This is a genomic window from Pikeienuella sp., assembly GCF_046290545.1.
Taxonomy (GTDB): domain Bacteria; phylum Pseudomonadota; class Alphaproteobacteria; order Rhodobacterales; family Rhodobacteraceae; genus Pikeienuella.
In genome coordinates this window covers 177,404-191,391 of sequence record NZ_JBKAGV010000014.1, presented here as the reverse complement: position 1 = coordinate 191,391, position 13,988 = coordinate 177,404, and the positions used below count along the sequence as shown (strand labels likewise).

Here is a 13,988-nt window from a genome sequence, read left to right as displayed (position 1 = left end):
TCATAGCGCGACATCGCCGAGATGTCGTCGCACGGAGCCGAGAAAATGCACGAGAGAGACCGGCTTCACGAGATAATCCGCACAGCCCTCGGCGCGAAAGCGCGCCTCGTCCCCCGCAAGGGCGCAGCCCGTCACCGCGATGACGGGAATGCCGCTCGTCTCCTCGTCCCGCTTCAGCCGGCGCGTCGTCTCCACGCCGTCGCCGCCGCGATGCCGCATGTCCATGAGGATGAGGTCCGGCCGCGCGCTCCGGGCCATCGCCGGCACGTCCTCCTCGCCGGTCGCGGTCAGGGTTTCGTAACCCTCGGCGGCGAGAACGTCGTTGAAAAGCCGGAGATTGAGGTCATTGTCCTCCACGATGAGCACCTTCTTCCGCATCCACCGCCTCCGCCGTACGGCGCCGGTCAAGCCGCCGTTCGCCCCGGTTCTACCGGCGGAAGTCTTAACGAAAGCTTTTCGGATCGCGGAAATATCGAACGAAATGGAGCGATTTTGAAAAGCGAGGCGGCGGAAGCGCTTGCGCTGCGCGCGCTCGGCTGGATCGTGGGGGAGGAGCGGCTCTCGGGCGCCTTCCTCGCGGCGAGCGGGGCCTCCGCGGCGGATGTCGCAGCCCGGGCGGGGGACCCGGAATTCCTCGGCTTCGTGCTCGATTTCCTGCTGGCGGACGAACCCGCCCTCCTCGAATTCGCCGCGGCCGAGGGCCTGAAGCCCGACGCGCCGATGCGCGCCCGCGCCGCGCTCCCCGGCGGCGACGTTCACGATTGGACATGAGATGACCCGGCAGGCGAACTGGTTCGCGAACGATCTCGATGAAATTCCGCGCCGTGTGGCGGAGGAGCTGGAGGCGGCGGCGATAGCGCCCGGCCGCCCGCTCCTCGCCGTGGACGCGGACGAGGTGCTGGTGCATTTCGCCCGGCATTTCGGCGCCTGGCTCGAATCCCTCGGCTACGCCTTCCGGCTCACCGAATACCGGCTGGACACGGCGATCCGCGGCCCGCGCGGCGAGGCGCTGACGCGGGCGGAGATCCAGCCCCTCGTCTGGGACTTCATCGAGGCGGAGACGCGCCGACAGCCGGCGGTGGACGGCGCGGCGGAGACCCTCGCCCGCCTCTCGCGAGAGGCGCAGGTCGTCGTCGTCACCAATGCGCCGTCGAAGGTCCGCGCCTGCCGCGTCGCCAATCTCGCTGGGCTCGGCATGGACTATCCGGTGGTGATGAACGAGGGCGGCAAGGGCCGCGCGCTCCGCTGGCTGGCGGACCGGGCGGCGGCGCCGGTGGCCTTCGTGGACGACAGCGCGGACCAGCTCGCCAGCGTCGCCCGCCACGCGGCGGAGGCGACGCGGCTCCATCTCGTCGGCTGCGAGACGCTCCGCCCCATCGTCGGCCGGGCCGAGACGGCGGATCATCACGTGGAGGACTGGCGCGCGGCGGAGGAGACGATCCGGCGCGCGCTCGGGCTCTGAACCCGGCGCGCCGTGCGCGAATCCTTGCCAGCCGGGGCCGGGGGGCCGATATACCGGTCATGTCCCTCCCGCCCGGCTTCCTCGACGAGATCCGCGCCCGCGTCAGCCTCTCGCAGGTGATCGGGCGGAAGCTGAGCTGGGACCAGCGGAAATCCAACGCGGGCAAGGGAGACTACTGGGCCTGCTGCCCCTTCCACCAGGAAAAATCCTCCTCCTTCCATGTCGATGACCGGAAGGGATTCTACTATTGCTTCGGCTGCCACGCGAAGGGAGACGCCGTCACCTTCCTGCGCGAGGCGGAGAACATGAGCTTCATGGAGGCGGTGGAGGCGCTGGCGCGCGAGGCCGGGCTGCCGATGCCGGAGCGCGACCCGCGCGAGGCGGCGAAGGCGGAGCGGCGGGCCGGGCTCGCCGACGTGATGGAGGAGGCCGCGCGCTTCTTCCGCCTCCAGCTCCGCGCCGCGAAGGGGCAGGAGGCGCGCGCCTATCTCGCGCGCCGCGGCCTCGGCGAGGCGGCGCAGGACAGGTTCGGGATCGGCTGGGCGCCCGACAGCCGCACCGCGCTCCGCGACCATCTCGCGGGCAAGGGCGTCTCCCCGCGGGAGATGGACGAGGCCGGGCTCGTGATCCAGCCCGAAGACGGCGGCGCCGCCTATGACCGGTTCCGCGGCCGCGTGATGTTCCCGATCCGGGACGCGCGGGGCCGCTGCATCGCCTTCGGCGGCCGTTCGCTCGACCCGGGCGCCCGCGCGAAATACCTCAACTCGCCGGAGACCGCGCTCTTCGACAAGGGCCGCACGCTCTACAATCACGGCCCCGCGCGGGAGGCGGCGGGCAAGGCCGGCGCGCTGATCGTGGCCGAAGGCTACATGGACGTGATCGCGCTGGCGGAGGCGGGCTTCGCCCACGCCGTCGCCCCGCTCGGCACCGCCATCACGGAGGACCAGCTGCGCCTCCTCTGGCGCATCGCGGAGGAGCCGGTGCTGGCGCTGGACGGGGACAGGGCGGGCCTCGCCGCCGCGATGCGGCTCATCGACATCGCCCTGCCGCTTCTCGAACCCGGCAAGAGCCTCCGCTTCGCCCTCCTCCCCGAGGGGCGGGACCCGGACGACCTGATCCGCGCCGAGGGGCCGGGCGCGATGCGCGCCGCGCTCGACAAGGCGCTGCCGATGGTGGAGCTGCTCTGGCGGCGGGAGACGGAGGGGCGGGAGCTCGACAGCCCGGAGCGGCGCGCCGCGCTCGACGCGCGCCTCCGCGCCGCGCTCGCGAAGATCACTGACCCCGGCCTCCGCGGCCACTACGCCGACGCGCTTCGGGAGCGGCGGGCGAAGGCGTTCGGCGCGCCCGGCCTCGCGCCGCGCGGCGGGGCGAAAAGCGCGCGCCGCCCCTTCGCGCCCTTCGCCGACCCGCCCGCGCCGACGGCGGAGACGAAGGCCTCCGCCCTCGTCCGCGCCGCGGGGCGCGAGGCGGAGGCGCGGGGGCGGGAGGCGGCGCTCCTCCTCGCCGCGCTGAACCATCCCGCCCTCGCCTTCGCCCGGCTCGACGCGCTCGAATCCGTCGAATTTCTGTGCCGGGACCTTGAAAGCCTGCGCAGCGCCCTCATCTCCGCGGCAGGGGAGTTTCCGGATATCGCGCCGGGCGCCGATGCTTGGCGCGCGGCGGTGGAGGCCCGCTTCGGGGCGCCTTCGCATCCTCTCCTCGCCTCCGGGGAGGGCGCGCGCTTCGCGGCGCCGGCCGCCGGGCAGGACGCCGCCGCCGCGGGCTTTGACGAGACGCTGGCGCGGCACGCCGCGCTGATCGCGCGGGCGCGGGAAGTGGCGGAGGCGGAGGCCGAGATCGGCGCCGGGGCCGGCGAGGACCTCGACCGCCGGCTCGAAGCGGTGAAACTCCGCGAGTTCAGGGACGCGGCGCCGCCCTTCCCCGAGGCCGATGACGACGAATCGCACCTGCTCGTCGGCCTCGAAAAGATCGCCCGCAGCCTTTCCGCCGAGAAGCGAAAGGGCGCACGCAGTTGACGAATCAGTGATTCGCTGATGATTCGACCGTATCTCGCCTGAGCCGCCGCCCCGCGCGGCAAGCATGGAGACGCTGATGGCCGCCAAGGATGTAGACGAAAGCCAGACGACCGAGGATCAGCGCGAAGCCTCCGGCCCCATGCTCGACATGAGCCAGGCCGCCGTGAAGAAGATGATCGGTCAGGCCAAGGCGCGCGGCTACATCACCTATGACGAGCTGAACGAGGTTCTCCCGCAGGCCGAAGTCTCCTCCGAGCAGATCGAGGATGTGATGGCCATGCTCTCCGAGATGGGCGTCAACGTCATCGAGGCGGAGGAGAGCGCCGATTCGGAGGAGGAGCAGAAGCCGGAGAAGCAGGAGAGCCGGGAGGTCGCGACCTCCGGCTCCGAGAACGCCTCGCTCGACCGGACGGACGACCCGGTGCGCATGTATCTGCGCGAGATGGGCACGGTCGAGCTTCTCTCCCGCGAGGGCGAGATCGCCATCGCCAAACGGATCGAGGCGGGCCGGTCCACGATGATCGCCGGCCTCTGCGAGAGCCCGCGAACCTTCCGCGCCATCACGATCTGGCTCGAGGAGCTCGAGGAAGAGCGGATCATGCTCCGCGACGTCATCGACCTCGAAACGACGTTCGGCCGCTCCGTCGCAGAGGGCGAGGAAGAGCCCGTCGTCGCCGCCCCGGCCGCCGCAGAGCAGGCCGAGCCCGCGCCGAAGGCCGCGAAACCCGCGCCGCGCGCGGATGACGAGGACGGGGAGGAGACGGCCGAGGCCGGGGATGACGCATCCGAGGAGGACGAGGAGGAGGATCAGAGCAACCTCTCCCTCTCCGCGATGGAGGCGGCGCTGAAGCCGCAGGTGCTGGAGACGCTGCGCGGCATCAGCCGCGACTATGGCAAGCTCCACAAGATGCAGGAGAGCCGCATCCACGCGGCGCGGAACGAGGCGCAGTCCTTCACCTCGACGCAGGAGCGGAGCTACCAGAAGCTCCGCCAGAAGATCGTGGACGAGGTGAACTCGCTCCACCTCCACAACAACCGCATCGAGACGCTGATCGACGAGCTCTACGGCATCAACCGCCGGCTGCTGACGCTCGAATCGAACCTCGTGAAGATCGCGGATTCGCACCGCGTGAACCGGCAGGACTTCATCCGCGAATATCGCGGCGCCGAGCTCGATCCGGGCTGGATCGCCCGCGTCGCGAAGCTTTCCGGCAAGGGCTGGGCCGCGATGGTCGAGAAGGACCGCGCCGCGCTGACGGAGAACCGCCGCGAGATCGGCGAGATCGGCGAGAATCTCGGCGTCGACATCACCGAATTCCGCCGCATCGTCCACACCGTCCAGAAGGGCGAGAAGGAGGCGCGGCTGGCGAAGAAGGAAATGGTCGAGGCCAATCTCCGCCTCGTCATCTCCATCGCCAAGAAATACACGAACCGCGGCCTGCAGTTCCTCGACCTCATCCAGGAAGGCAACATCGGCCTGATGAAGGCGGTGGACAAGTTCGAGTATCGCCGCGGCTACAAGTTCTCGACCTACGCGACATGGTGGATCCGGCAGGCGATCACCCGCTCCATCGCGGACCAGGCGCGCACCATCCGCATCCCCGTCCACATGATCGAGACGATCAACAAGCTGGTGCGCACCGGCCGCCAGATGCTGCACGAGATCGGCCGCGAGCCGACACCGGAGGAGCTGGCGACGAAACTCCAGATGCCGCTGGAGAAGGTCCGCAAGGTGATGAAGATCGCCAAGGAGCCGATCTCCCTCGAAACGCCGATCGGCGACGAGGAGGACAGCCAGCTCGGCGACTTCATCGAGGACAAGAACGCCGTCCTGCCGCTTGAGGCCGCCATTCAGGGCAATCTGAAGGACACGACGACCCGCGTCCTCGCCTCGCTCACCCCGCGCGAGGAGCGGGTGCTGCGCATGCGCTTCGGCATCGGCATGAACACCGACCACACGCTGGAGGAGGTCGGCCAGCAATTCTCGGTGACGCGCGAGCGCATCCGCCAGATCGAGGCGAAGGCGCTCCGCAAGCTGAAGCATCCGAGCCGGAGCCGGAAGCTCCGCTCCTTCCTCGAAGGCTGAGCCGGGCGCGCCTCCGGGCGCGCCATTAACGCAAACGTCGCGTTCTTCCGGCTTCCTGCGCCCGGGCGCGCCCTGAAATCCGCGCCCGGGGGGCATGATGGACGAGACCGCTTTTCACCGCGAACCGGCGACCGGAACGGCGCGCTGGAGCATCGGGATCGTCGCGACCAATGCGGAGGAGCTCGCGGCCTGCGTCGCCAGTCTCCGCGATGCCGGCTTCGGCGCCGAGGACACGACGCTGATGATCGTGCGGAATTTCGGCCGCAACCATTACGATTGCTACGAGGCGATCCACCGCTTCATCGACGAGGCGGAGGGGAAGCGCCTGATCGTCCTCCATCAGGACGTGACCCCGCTGGACGACGCCGCCGCGCTCCACGCCGCGCTCGACGCGCTCGACGCGCGAGACCCGGAATGGGCTTTGGCGGGCAATGCCGGGTTCCGCGCGCTGATGTTTCCCGTCTACCGCATCACCCATCCGGGGGACGACAACGTGCGCGTCGGGAAGCCGCCGCAATCCGTCCACTCGCTCGACGAGAACCTGCTGATCCTGAACCTGAAGGCCCCTGTGCGCCCCTCCGTCGGGCTCTCCGGCTTCCATTTCTACGGCACCGACCTCTGCCTCACGGCGCGGGCGGCGGGGCGGCGCGCCTATGTGATCGACTGGCTCGTCCGGCATGACAGTCTCGGCTCCCGCAACGACGCCTGGCGCGAAGGCATCGCGATGATCGAGCGCCATTGGCAGGGCCGGCTCGGGAGCCTCATCGTCAACACGCCGACAACGCTCCTGCTCTTCGGAATCTTCCGCGTGTTGCGGCCGATCCGGCACAAGGTCTACGGCGCGTTCTGGCGGATCGAGCGGCGCATCTGGTGGTGAGCCCCCCGCGCCGCTGAGCGCGCCGGGCGCTGGACGCGCCGCCGCGCTTCGGACAGAAGTCGCGGATGCTGCGCGACCTCTCCCCCTCCGCCGTCTTCATGGGCCTCCTCGCCGCCTTCGTCGGCTTCGCCTCCTCCTTCGCCGTGGTGCTTCAGGGCCTCCGCGCGGCGGGGGCGACGGAGGCGGAGGCGGCCTCGGGCCTCATGGCCATCGCCATAGCGAAGGGCCTCGCGGCGATCCTCCTCTGCGCGCGCACCCGCGTCCCGATCTCGCTCGCCTGGTCGACGCCGGGCGCCGCGCTTCTCGTCAGCACCGGCCCGCTCCCCGGCGGCTTCGCGGAGGCGGTGGGGGCGTTCCTCGTCGCGGGGCTGCTTCTCGCGCTCACCGGGCTCGTGCGCCCGCTCGGCCGGCTGATCGAGCGCATCCCGGCCTCGCTCGCCGCCGCGCTCCTCGCCGGGGTGCTTCTCACGCTCTGCCTCGCACCCTTCCGCGCCCTCGCCTTCGATCCGCTCTGGGGGCTCACGATCCTCCTCGGCTGGCTGATCGGCGGGCGGATCGGGAAGATCTGGTCCGCCCCCGGCGCGCTCCTCGGCTTCGCGCTCGTCGTCGTATTCGGCGTGCGGCCGGGGGCGGAGGCGCTTTCGGCCCTCTCTGCTGCCGCGGCGGCGGAGCCGGTCTTCACCCTCCCGGTCTTCTCCGTCGCCGGGCTCGTCGGCGTCGCGCTGCCGCTCTGGCTCGTGACGATGGCGGGGCAGAACCTGCCGGGCGCCGGCGTGCTGAAGGCGCATGGCTATCCCGCCCATGCCGGCCTCACCCTCTCCCTCTCCGGCTTCGCGACGATGCTGGCCGCGCCTTTCGGCGGCCATGCCTGCAACTACGCCGCCATCACCGCCGCAATGTGCATGGGGGAGGAGGCGCACCCCGATCCGAAGCGCCGCTACTGGGCGGCGATCTCGGCCGGCGCCGCCTATGTGCTTTTCGGCGTGTTCGCCGGCCTCGCCGCCGGCTTCGTCGCCCTCGCGCCCGTCGTGCTGATCGAGGCGGTGGCCGGCCTCGCGCTCATGGGCGCCTTCGCCGGCGCCGCCGCCGCCGCCTTCGCGAAGCCGGAGGACAGGGAGGCCTCCGCCGTCACCCTCCTCGCCACCGCCTCCGGGCTCAGCCTTTTCGGCGTCTCGGGCGCCTTCTGGGGCCTCCTCGCGGGTGGGGCGATCCACCTGATCCGGAGGAAGGCGTGACGACGATCCGCCTGCCGCGCGCGGAAGACGCCGCCGCCCTCGCCGCCCTGGCGGACGGCCTCTCCGCCCATGAGGGCGATCCGACCGGGAATTTCACTGCCGAGACCGCGCTTCGCGACGTGATCGCGCCCGGCGCGCCGGTCCGCTGCCTCGTGGCCGAGGGCGCCGGGGGGCTCGAAGGCTTCGTCTTCTGGCATTTCGCCTATGAGACCGCCTACGCCGCGCGCGGCGCCTTCGTGAGCGACCTTTTCGTCAGCGAGGCGCGGCGGGGCGCAGGAATCGGCCGCGCGCTCCTATCCGCCGTCGCGCGGGCCGTGAAGGCGGAGGGCGGCGAATTCATCTCCCTCACCGCCTTCCGCCGCAACGAGCGGGCCTGCCGCTTCTACCGGAGCCTGATGGAGGAGGAGCCGGGGCTCACGCTCTTCTTCGTCGCCGAGGAAAGTCTCGAACGCCTCGCCCGCTGAGCCCCCCGCCCTTCGCAATCCCGCTCCGGCGCCCTACACTTCGCCCGGAGATTCGAAGGAGACGCCCATGATCCGCCCCGCGCTCGCCCTCCCCCTTCTCGCGCTGCTCGCCGCCTGCGCCGCGCCGCAACCGGCGGAGCGGCGCGCAGGCCCGGCGGAGGCGCGGGTGATCGCGGACCAGTCGCCGCTCACCCGTCTTGAGGTGCAGGAGGCGCAGGTGCTGCTGAACCGGCTCGGCTTCGGCGGCGGGGAGCCGGACGGGGTGGCCGGCCCCCGCTCCCGCGCCGCTGCGGAATCCTTCCAGCTCGACGCCGGCGCCCCGGCGACCGGCGAATTCGACCGCGGACTCCTCCTCATGCTCCGCGCCTCGGCGGAGGAGGCGGGCGTCGCCACCGCCGCCGCGCCCGCGCCCGTTTCGAACTGAGCCTCGGCGCAGGGGCCGATCCGGGAGGCGCGGCGCGCTCCGGCAAGGCCGGTCGCCGGGCGAACGAAGCGCGAAGGGCCGCGGCCTCCCTCGGGCGGCCGCCTCGGAGCGGTTGGTCGGCGCGGTTTATGACGTCACGAACTTCCACGGTTGCACGTCTTGCGCCGTCGCGATGCGGCCTCCCATGCGGGAGGGAGGCCGCGGCCTGCGCTGGTCGCACGGGCCAAGGGGCGGGCGGAGCGCGCAGCGTTTCCGCCCGGCCGGTTCTGTCAGACCGGCCTCAGCTTCAGAACCACGGCAGCAGCCGCGCCCGCCGCTCCGCATGGAGCTGCGCCCAGGGCGCCGCGAAGCCGACGCCCAGATCGACAAGCCGCGCCGTCTCCCGCCGGAAGAGCCGGCGCCAGCGATCCCCGAAGCCGGGCGGCGGCGGCGAAGCCTCCGTGACGTTCACGGGCCGCGCCGCGATCCCCTCCGGGTCCGGCGTCTCGGGCAGGCCGAGAAACGCCTCCACCTCCCGCAGCGCCGCCTGCGGCGAAGCCGCGATCCGCGCATGGTCGAGCAGCAGCACATGCTCGCGCGGAACCGCGGTGAGCATGGCGGAAAGGTTCGTTCCGTAATTCCCGTCCACCAGCAATTGCGAGCGTTCGACGAACCGCTCCATCCCGCGGAGCGAAAGGCCGCGGAACCGCTCCGCCGCGCCGGTATAGCGCGCATGGAACTTGGCGTGGGACCAGAGCCGCGCCTCCGGCTCCCGCATGATGTAGATATACCGCATCTCCGGCGCGAAGCGCGCGACCTCGGCCCAGCCCGAAGCCGGGATGAGCGAGGTCGAGGGCGAGAAATCGCAGGCCCAGCGCTCCGCCGGCGCCGCGTCGAACAGGCTCCGGTACCAGTCGGGCCCCACCGGCCCCTCGACGAAGCGGCGATACCATTCCGCCATCGCCTCGTCCGCGTCGGGCTTCGCGAGCCGCTCCTCCATCTTCCGGCTGCGGATCTCCGGCGTCAGCCGGTCGAACCAGCCGTGCCGCGTGAAGTGGAAGTTCAGCTCCTTCTCCGGCGAGAACCAGAGGCCGGGATTGGCGCGGACATTGCGGTAAAGCCAGGTCGTGCCCGTCTTGGCCGCGCCGACGCAGAGGAGGAGCTTCTTCATCGCCGCGCCTTACGCCGGCCTGCGGGGCGCATCAATCCCACGGCGCGCGCGGGTCCGCCCGCCCGTCCCGCTCCGGCGCGTCCGCGAGGATGAGGGCGAGGAGCCCGAGCCCGGAGCGGCGAAGCGAGCCGCCGATCCACCGGTCCTCCAGCCGCAGCGCCTCCAGCTCGGAGGCGATCCGGAACGGGTTCACAAGCCGCGTCGGCGCCTGCGCCGTCAGCGTCGCCTGCCCGGTCTGGTGCGCGAGCGCGCGCAAGGCCCGCTCCTCCGCGCCCGAGGGCCGGGCGGCGAAGCGGGCGATGCGGCGCTGGAGAAGGGCGGAAAGCTCCTCCGCATCCCCCGGCCCGCCCGGAAACTCCGCCACGAAGCGGAGCGCCCGCGCCCGCAGCCGCTCGCGCAGCGCGCGCCGCGCCGCCGCCGCCGCTTCGTTGAGCATCGGCGGCGCAAAAAGGGGGGCGCCCGCCGCGTCATAGCCCGTCAGCCGCCCGCGCGCCGGGTCGGCGAGGAAGGGCTCCGCCCAGGCGAAATTCCGCGCCGCGAACCGCCCTGCCCGCCGCCGATGGTCAAGCGCGACGCCCGGCAGGAGCCGGATCGCCGGATGCAGCCGCCGGAGATTCATCTCGACATGGCGGGAAGTGAGAAGGAACAGGAAATCGATCCGCCGCGCCCGCGCCGGCTCCGCCATGAAGAGCGCGGAAAGCTGCGCCGCGAAGGTGCCGGAATAGCCGATATCGACCGCGACGGCCCCGCCCTCCCCGAAGAGGCCCGTCCCCTCCAGATGCGTCAGAAGCCGCGCCCGCGCCGGGGCGAGCAGCGCGGCGAGCGCCCCCGCCTCGTCGTCAATCCCCGCGACGAACGCCTCCCCCTCCGCCCGCTCCAGCGCGCCGGGGAGCGCGCCCTCAAGCCCGAAGGCGGCGCGGAAGGCGGCGGCGGAGGGCGGCTGGCCCGTGAGATAGGTGAGGAGATGGGCGAGCCGGCACATATCCTCCGCCCGCCCGAGCGTGAGGAGCGCGCCCTGCGCCCGGCTCACCGCCAGCTCGTTGATCTCCGGCGGACCGGCGAGCCAGGGATGCGCCGCAGCCGCCGCCGCGGCGACCTTCCCCGCGATGGTCGCATCGCGCGAGAGATGGAAGAGCCGCCGCGCCCCCGTTCGCCGCGCATGGGCGAGCGCGCGGAGCGCGAGGAGGCCGACTGCGGGGCCGAAGAGCTGATCGACCATTGCCTCCGGCGAGCCGAGCGCCTCCTCCGCCGCGAACCCGTGCGCCGCGCGGAGCCGCGCGCGCCGCGTCTCCGGCGCCGGAACCCAGCTTTCGGCCAGCCGCGCCGCCTCCCGCGCCGCGAGGCGCGGCCGGTCGAGAAGATGCGCCGCCCGCATCCCCGCCGCCTCGGCGGGCGCCACATCCGCCTCCATCCGGTCCCCGACATGGAGGATGCGTTCCGGCGGCAGGCCGAGCGAAGCCGCGACGAGGGGGAAGAGCCGCCCGCCCTTCTTCGTCCACCCCGCCTCCGAGGAGACGAACACCCGCTCGAACCGCCCGAGCAGCCCCGCCCGCTCCAGCAGGGCGGAGAGCGCCGCCTCCGGCAGATACATGTCCGAAACCGCGACGAGCCGCTTCCCCGCCGCCGCGAGCGCGGCGAGCGTCTCCGCCGCCTCCCCGTCGACCTCCATCGACTCCGCCTCGACCGAAGCCTCGAAGGCGACGAGCCGGGCGGCGAGCGCGCCCGCCTCCGCCACGCCCGCCGCTTCCAGCGCCGCCTCGAAGAGCGCGCCGAGCGCCGGCTCGTCCCCCCGCCCCTCTGCCAGCATCCGCGCCTTCGCCGCCCGCGCGAAATCGTGGCGGGCGACCACGCCGCCTCCCCGCCGCCCGCCGGCCATCAGCCGCGCGAAGCCGCCGTCTTGCGCAGGATCGCCTCGTGCGCGAGCCGGCGGTGGATCAGCGTGTCAAAGACGTCGAAGCTCACCGCCTCCGCCCCGGCGGCGAGCGGCGGCAGTTCGGAGAGGCGGGAGAGGACGAGCGGCCCGCAGCCGCCGAGGCCGCAGGCGCGGCCGCGCCGCATCGTCTCGAAGGCGAGATGCGCCGTTCGGCGAGGCGTAGGCGCGTCCGATCATCAGGGCCCCTCTGCGGCTTCCGTCTCTATAGCGGCGTGGAGGGGCGAGGCGAGGGCGGTTTTCGCGCATGCGGGCAAAATTGTTTCAAGTCGATCACGGTTTTCTAAAGCAATATCAATGGAAAACGACGATAACCATGGTTATGCTCCCGACTGACCTTCGCGAACCGCCGCCAAGAGCTCACCGGCTGATCGACCCGCGTCGATCAGCCCGCGCCGCCGCCCCCGGCGGGCGCGGAGTCGCCCGCCCACCGCGGCGCACGGCCCGATCTTCGACCGTCGCGACGGCTTGCCCTCGCCCTCCGGCCTTCGCCTCCGGGCGACGGCCTCTGCGGCTTTCCCCCGGAAAGCCGCGATCGAGGCCGGAAGCAAGAGCCGCGAGCGAGCCCCGCCCCCTTGCGCCCCCGCCCCGACCGGCCAAACCGGAGCCATGAGCGGGTTCGTCAGCATCTGGAAGGCCGCGCCGACGCGGGCGGATGTCGGCTTCTTCCTCCGCGCCCTCCTCACCCGCCCGCTCGACATTCCCGGCATCCTGCGGCGGGAGGCGGCGAAGCGGCGCGCCAATCTCCAGGCCCCGCCGGCGGAGGACGCGCTCGGCCTCCGCGCCCTGACCGAAAGCTGGGAGGCCGCGCTCGCCGCCGGCCTCTTCGACGCGCCGCCGGGCGGGGGCGAGCCGCTGGAAATCGCGGAGATCGGGGAGCCGCTCGCCCTCCTCTCCGCCCTGCAATCCGCCTCGGCGATCACGTGGCGGGGCGCGGCGGCGCGCGCGCCCGCCTTCCCGCCCCTCAGCTTTGAGGCCGCGCGGCTCGGCCTCCCCCAGCGCGCCGAGGCGCCCGAAGAGGCGAAGGCCGCCCGCCGCTCCTGGGCGTCTCAAGCCGCTCTCTCCCCCGCGCTCCGCGCCCGCCTCCTCGCGCTCGCCGAAGCGCCGGTCGGGCCCGCATGAAGCGCCTCCTCGTCGCCAATGTCTGGTTCGCGCCCCGCTCCTATGGCGGCGCGACGATGGTGGCGGAGGCGCTGGCGCGCCGCGTCGCCGCCTCCGGCGACTGGGCGGTGGACGTGCTCTCCTTCTCCAACTACGGCGCGTCCCCCCGCCCCGCGCTCTTCCGCACCCGGCTCGCCACCGGCGGCGAGCACTGGACGATCAATCTCGGCGGGGAGCGCCCGCGCGACCTCTCCTTCGACAATCCGGCGATGACGGCGGAGATCGCCCGCCTCCTCGCCCGGCTGAAGCCCGACGCGGCGCATCTCCACTGCATCCAGGACCTCGGGATCGGCCTGATCGACGCGCTGCACGCGGCGCGCATCCCCTTCCTCCTCTCGACGCACGACTATTGGTGGCTCTGCGAGCGGAGCTTCCTGATGGATTACCGGGGCCGCTTCTGCGGGCAGGAGCGGATCGACCCCGCAATCTGCGCCCCCTGCGTCGAGAACCGGGGGACGCTGGCGCGCCGCCGCGCGCGGGCGCTCGAAGCGCTCTCCCGCGCCGCGCGCATCACCTATCCGAGCCGTGAGGCGCGGCGGCGGCACGAGATCAACGGCGCGCCGCCGGAGCGGGGCGCCCTCCTCCCCAACGGCGTCTCGCCGCCCGGCCCGGGCTTTGCGAAGCGCCCCGCCGCGCGGCTCCGCTTCGGCTATGTCGGCGGGCCGGGGCCGATCAAGGGCTGGCCGGTCATCGAACGCGCCTTCGCCGCGCTCGACCCGCAAAGGGCGGAGCTGGTGCTGGTGGACGCCGCGACGAATGTGGGCGCCAGCTGGTGGGGCGCCTACCGCTTCGGCCCCCTCGCCCGCCATGTCACGATCGTCCCCGGCTATACGCCGGGGACGGCGGACGAGTTCTATGCGGGGGTCGACGCGCTCTTCTTCCTCTCCGCCTGGCCCGAAACCTTCGGGCTGACGACGCGGGAAGCCGCGCTCCGCGGCGTCCATATCGTGGCGACCGATTGCGGCGCCCCGGTCGAGCCGCTGACGGACGGCGAGAACGCCACGATCCTCCCCTTCGGCGCCGGCGCGCGGGAGCTTCGCCGCGCCCTCTCCCGCCTCGTGAAAGAGGGCCTGCCGAGCCCCGGCCCCGCCGCGCGCGCGAAGCTCGAAGCCGAGGTCATCAGCCCGGAGGCGCAGGCCGCCGCGCTCCTCCGCCTCCTGGAGGAGATCGCCGCGCCCTGAGCG

General features: G+C 72.5%; 14 protein-coding genes. 10 read left to right on the top strand and 4 right to left on the bottom strand.

The genetic code is table 11. The features are described from left to right. Entirely contained in the window at positions 1–378 is a 378-nt protein-coding gene (locus tag ACE37J_RS12615) for a response regulator (RefSeq protein ID WP_409711610.1), read from the bottom strand. Positions 379–492: 114 nt separating this feature from the next. Here ACE37J_RS12615 and ACE37J_RS12610 point away from each other — a divergent pair, with 114 nt between their 5' ends. From ACE37J_RS12610 to ACE37J_RS12575, 8 genes are all read left to right on the top strand, one after another. Then, positions 493–771 carry a DUF3572 family protein gene (locus ACE37J_RS12610; protein WP_409711609.1) on the top strand — a complete coding sequence of 93 codons (279 nt, stop codon included), beginning with the start codon at positions 493–495 and terminating at the stop codon, positions 769–771. 1 nt (position 772) lies between these two features. Continuing rightward, entirely contained in the window at positions 773–1,462 is a 690-nt protein-coding gene (locus ACE37J_RS12605; RefSeq protein ID WP_409711608.1) for a hypothetical protein, read from the top strand. Between the two features lie 59 nt (positions 1,463–1,521). Beyond that, positions 1,522–3,477 carry a DNA primase gene (dnaG, locus tag ACE37J_RS12600; protein WP_409711607.1) on the top strand — a complete coding sequence of 652 codons (1,956 nt, stop codon included), beginning with the start codon at positions 1,522–1,524 and terminating at the stop codon, positions 3,475–3,477. A 76-nt stretch (positions 3,478–3,553) separates the two neighbouring features. Then, positions 3,554–5,563: an RNA polymerase sigma factor RpoD gene (gene rpoD, locus ACE37J_RS12595; protein ID WP_409711606.1), complete on the top strand. Its 2,010-nt coding sequence runs from the start codon at positions 3,554–3,556 to the stop codon at positions 5,561–5,563. 97 nt (positions 5,564–5,660) lie between these two features. Beyond that, positions 5,661–6,440 (top strand): hypothetical protein, encoded by a 780-nt coding sequence (locus ACE37J_RS12590; RefSeq protein ID WP_409711605.1) that lies wholly within the window; start codon positions 5,661–5,663, stop codon positions 6,438–6,440. Between the two features lie 65 nt (positions 6,441–6,505). Beyond that, positions 6,506–7,675 (top strand): benzoate/H(+) symporter BenE family transporter, encoded by a 1,170-nt coding sequence (locus tag ACE37J_RS12585; RefSeq protein WP_409711604.1) that lies wholly within the window; start codon positions 6,506–6,508, stop codon positions 7,673–7,675. Continuing rightward, a complete protein-coding gene (locus ACE37J_RS12580) occupies positions 7,672–8,139 on the top strand; it encodes an N-acetyltransferase family protein (protein WP_409711603.1) in 468 nt (155 codons plus the stop codon). Before ACE37J_RS12585 ends, ACE37J_RS12580 begins: the two co-directional genes overlap by 4 nt. A gap of 67 nt (positions 8,140–8,206) precedes the next feature. Further along, positions 8,207–8,563 (top strand): peptidoglycan-binding domain-containing protein, encoded by a 357-nt coding sequence (locus ACE37J_RS12575; protein WP_409711602.1) that lies wholly within the window; start codon positions 8,207–8,209, stop codon positions 8,561–8,563. 286 nt (positions 8,564–8,849) lie between these two features. On the opposite strand, the gene ACE37J_RS12570 is transcribed toward ACE37J_RS12575, so the two are convergent. The 3 genes from ACE37J_RS12570 to ACE37J_RS12560 are packed head-to-tail and all read right to left on the bottom strand — an operon-like array spanning position 8,850 to position 11,771. Continuing rightward, positions 8,850–9,713, bottom strand: coding sequence for a sulfotransferase (locus ACE37J_RS12570; RefSeq protein WP_409711601.1), 864 nt, complete (start codon positions 9,711–9,713; stop codon positions 8,850–8,852). Positions 9,714–9,744: 31 nt separating this feature from the next. Further along, on the bottom strand, positions 9,745–11,562 hold the full coding sequence (locus tag ACE37J_RS12565) for an HAD-IA family hydrolase (protein WP_409711600.1): 1,818 nt from the start codon (positions 11,560–11,562) through the stop codon (positions 9,745–9,747). 26 nt (positions 11,563–11,588) lie between these two features. After that, on the bottom strand, positions 11,589–11,771 hold the full coding sequence (locus tag ACE37J_RS12560) for a hypothetical protein (RefSeq protein ID WP_409711599.1): 183 nt from the start codon (positions 11,769–11,771) through the stop codon (positions 11,589–11,591). Positions 11,772–12,252: 481 nt separating this feature from the next. Between ACE37J_RS12560 and ACE37J_RS12555 the strand changes: the two genes are divergently transcribed. Both ACE37J_RS12555 and ACE37J_RS12550 read left to right on the top strand, forming a co-directional pair. Then, positions 12,253–12,765: a hypothetical protein gene (locus ACE37J_RS12555; RefSeq protein ID WP_409711598.1), complete on the top strand. Its 513-nt coding sequence runs from the start codon at positions 12,253–12,255 to the stop codon at positions 12,763–12,765. Next, positions 12,762–13,985 carry a glycosyltransferase gene (locus ACE37J_RS12550; RefSeq protein ID WP_409711597.1) on the top strand — a complete coding sequence of 408 codons (1,224 nt, stop codon included), beginning with the start codon at positions 12,762–12,764 and terminating at the stop codon, positions 13,983–13,985. Before ACE37J_RS12555 ends, ACE37J_RS12550 begins: the two co-directional genes overlap by 4 nt. Positions 13,986–13,988 lie beyond the last annotated feature (3 nt).

What these genes read in the sequence shown, in the direction of transcription:
- ACE37J_RS12575 (WP_409711602.1), top strand. Translation starts at nt 8,207, where the DNA reads ATGATCCGCCCCGCGCTCGCCCTCCCCCTTCTCGCGCTGCTCGCCGCC.
- ACE37J_RS12550 (WP_409711597.1), top strand. Translation starts at nt 12,762, where the DNA reads ATGAAGCGCCTCCTCGTCGCCAATGTCTGGTTCGCGCCCCGCTCCTAT.
- ACE37J_RS12615 (WP_409711610.1), bottom strand. Translation starts at nt 378, where the DNA reads ATGCGGAAGAAGGTGCTCATCGTGGAGGACAATGACCTCAATCTCCGG.
- dnaG (WP_409711607.1), top strand. Translation starts at nt 1,522, where the DNA reads ATGTCCCTCCCGCCCGGCTTCCTCGACGAGATCCGCGCCCGCGTCAGC.
- ACE37J_RS12560 (WP_409711599.1), bottom strand. Translation starts at nt 11,771, where the DNA reads ATGCGGCGCGGCCGCGCCTGCGGCCTCGGCGGCTGCGGGCCGCTCGTC.
- ACE37J_RS12605 (WP_409711608.1), top strand. Translation starts at nt 773, where the DNA reads ATGACCCGGCAGGCGAACTGGTTCGCGAACGATCTCGATGAAATTCCG.
- rpoD (WP_409711606.1), top strand. Translation starts at nt 3,554, where the DNA reads ATGGCCGCCAAGGATGTAGACGAAAGCCAGACGACCGAGGATCAGCGC.
- ACE37J_RS12585 (WP_409711604.1), top strand. Translation starts at nt 6,506, where the DNA reads ATGCTGCGCGACCTCTCCCCCTCCGCCGTCTTCATGGGCCTCCTCGCC.
- ACE37J_RS12555 (WP_409711598.1), top strand. Translation starts at nt 12,253, where the DNA reads ATGAGCGGGTTCGTCAGCATCTGGAAGGCCGCGCCGACGCGGGCGGAT.
- ACE37J_RS12570 (WP_409711601.1), bottom strand. Translation starts at nt 9,713, where the DNA reads ATGAAGAAGCTCCTCCTCTGCGTCGGCGCGGCCAAGACGGGCACGACC.
- ACE37J_RS12590 (WP_409711605.1), top strand. Translation starts at nt 5,661, where the DNA reads ATGGACGAGACCGCTTTTCACCGCGAACCGGCGACCGGAACGGCGCGC.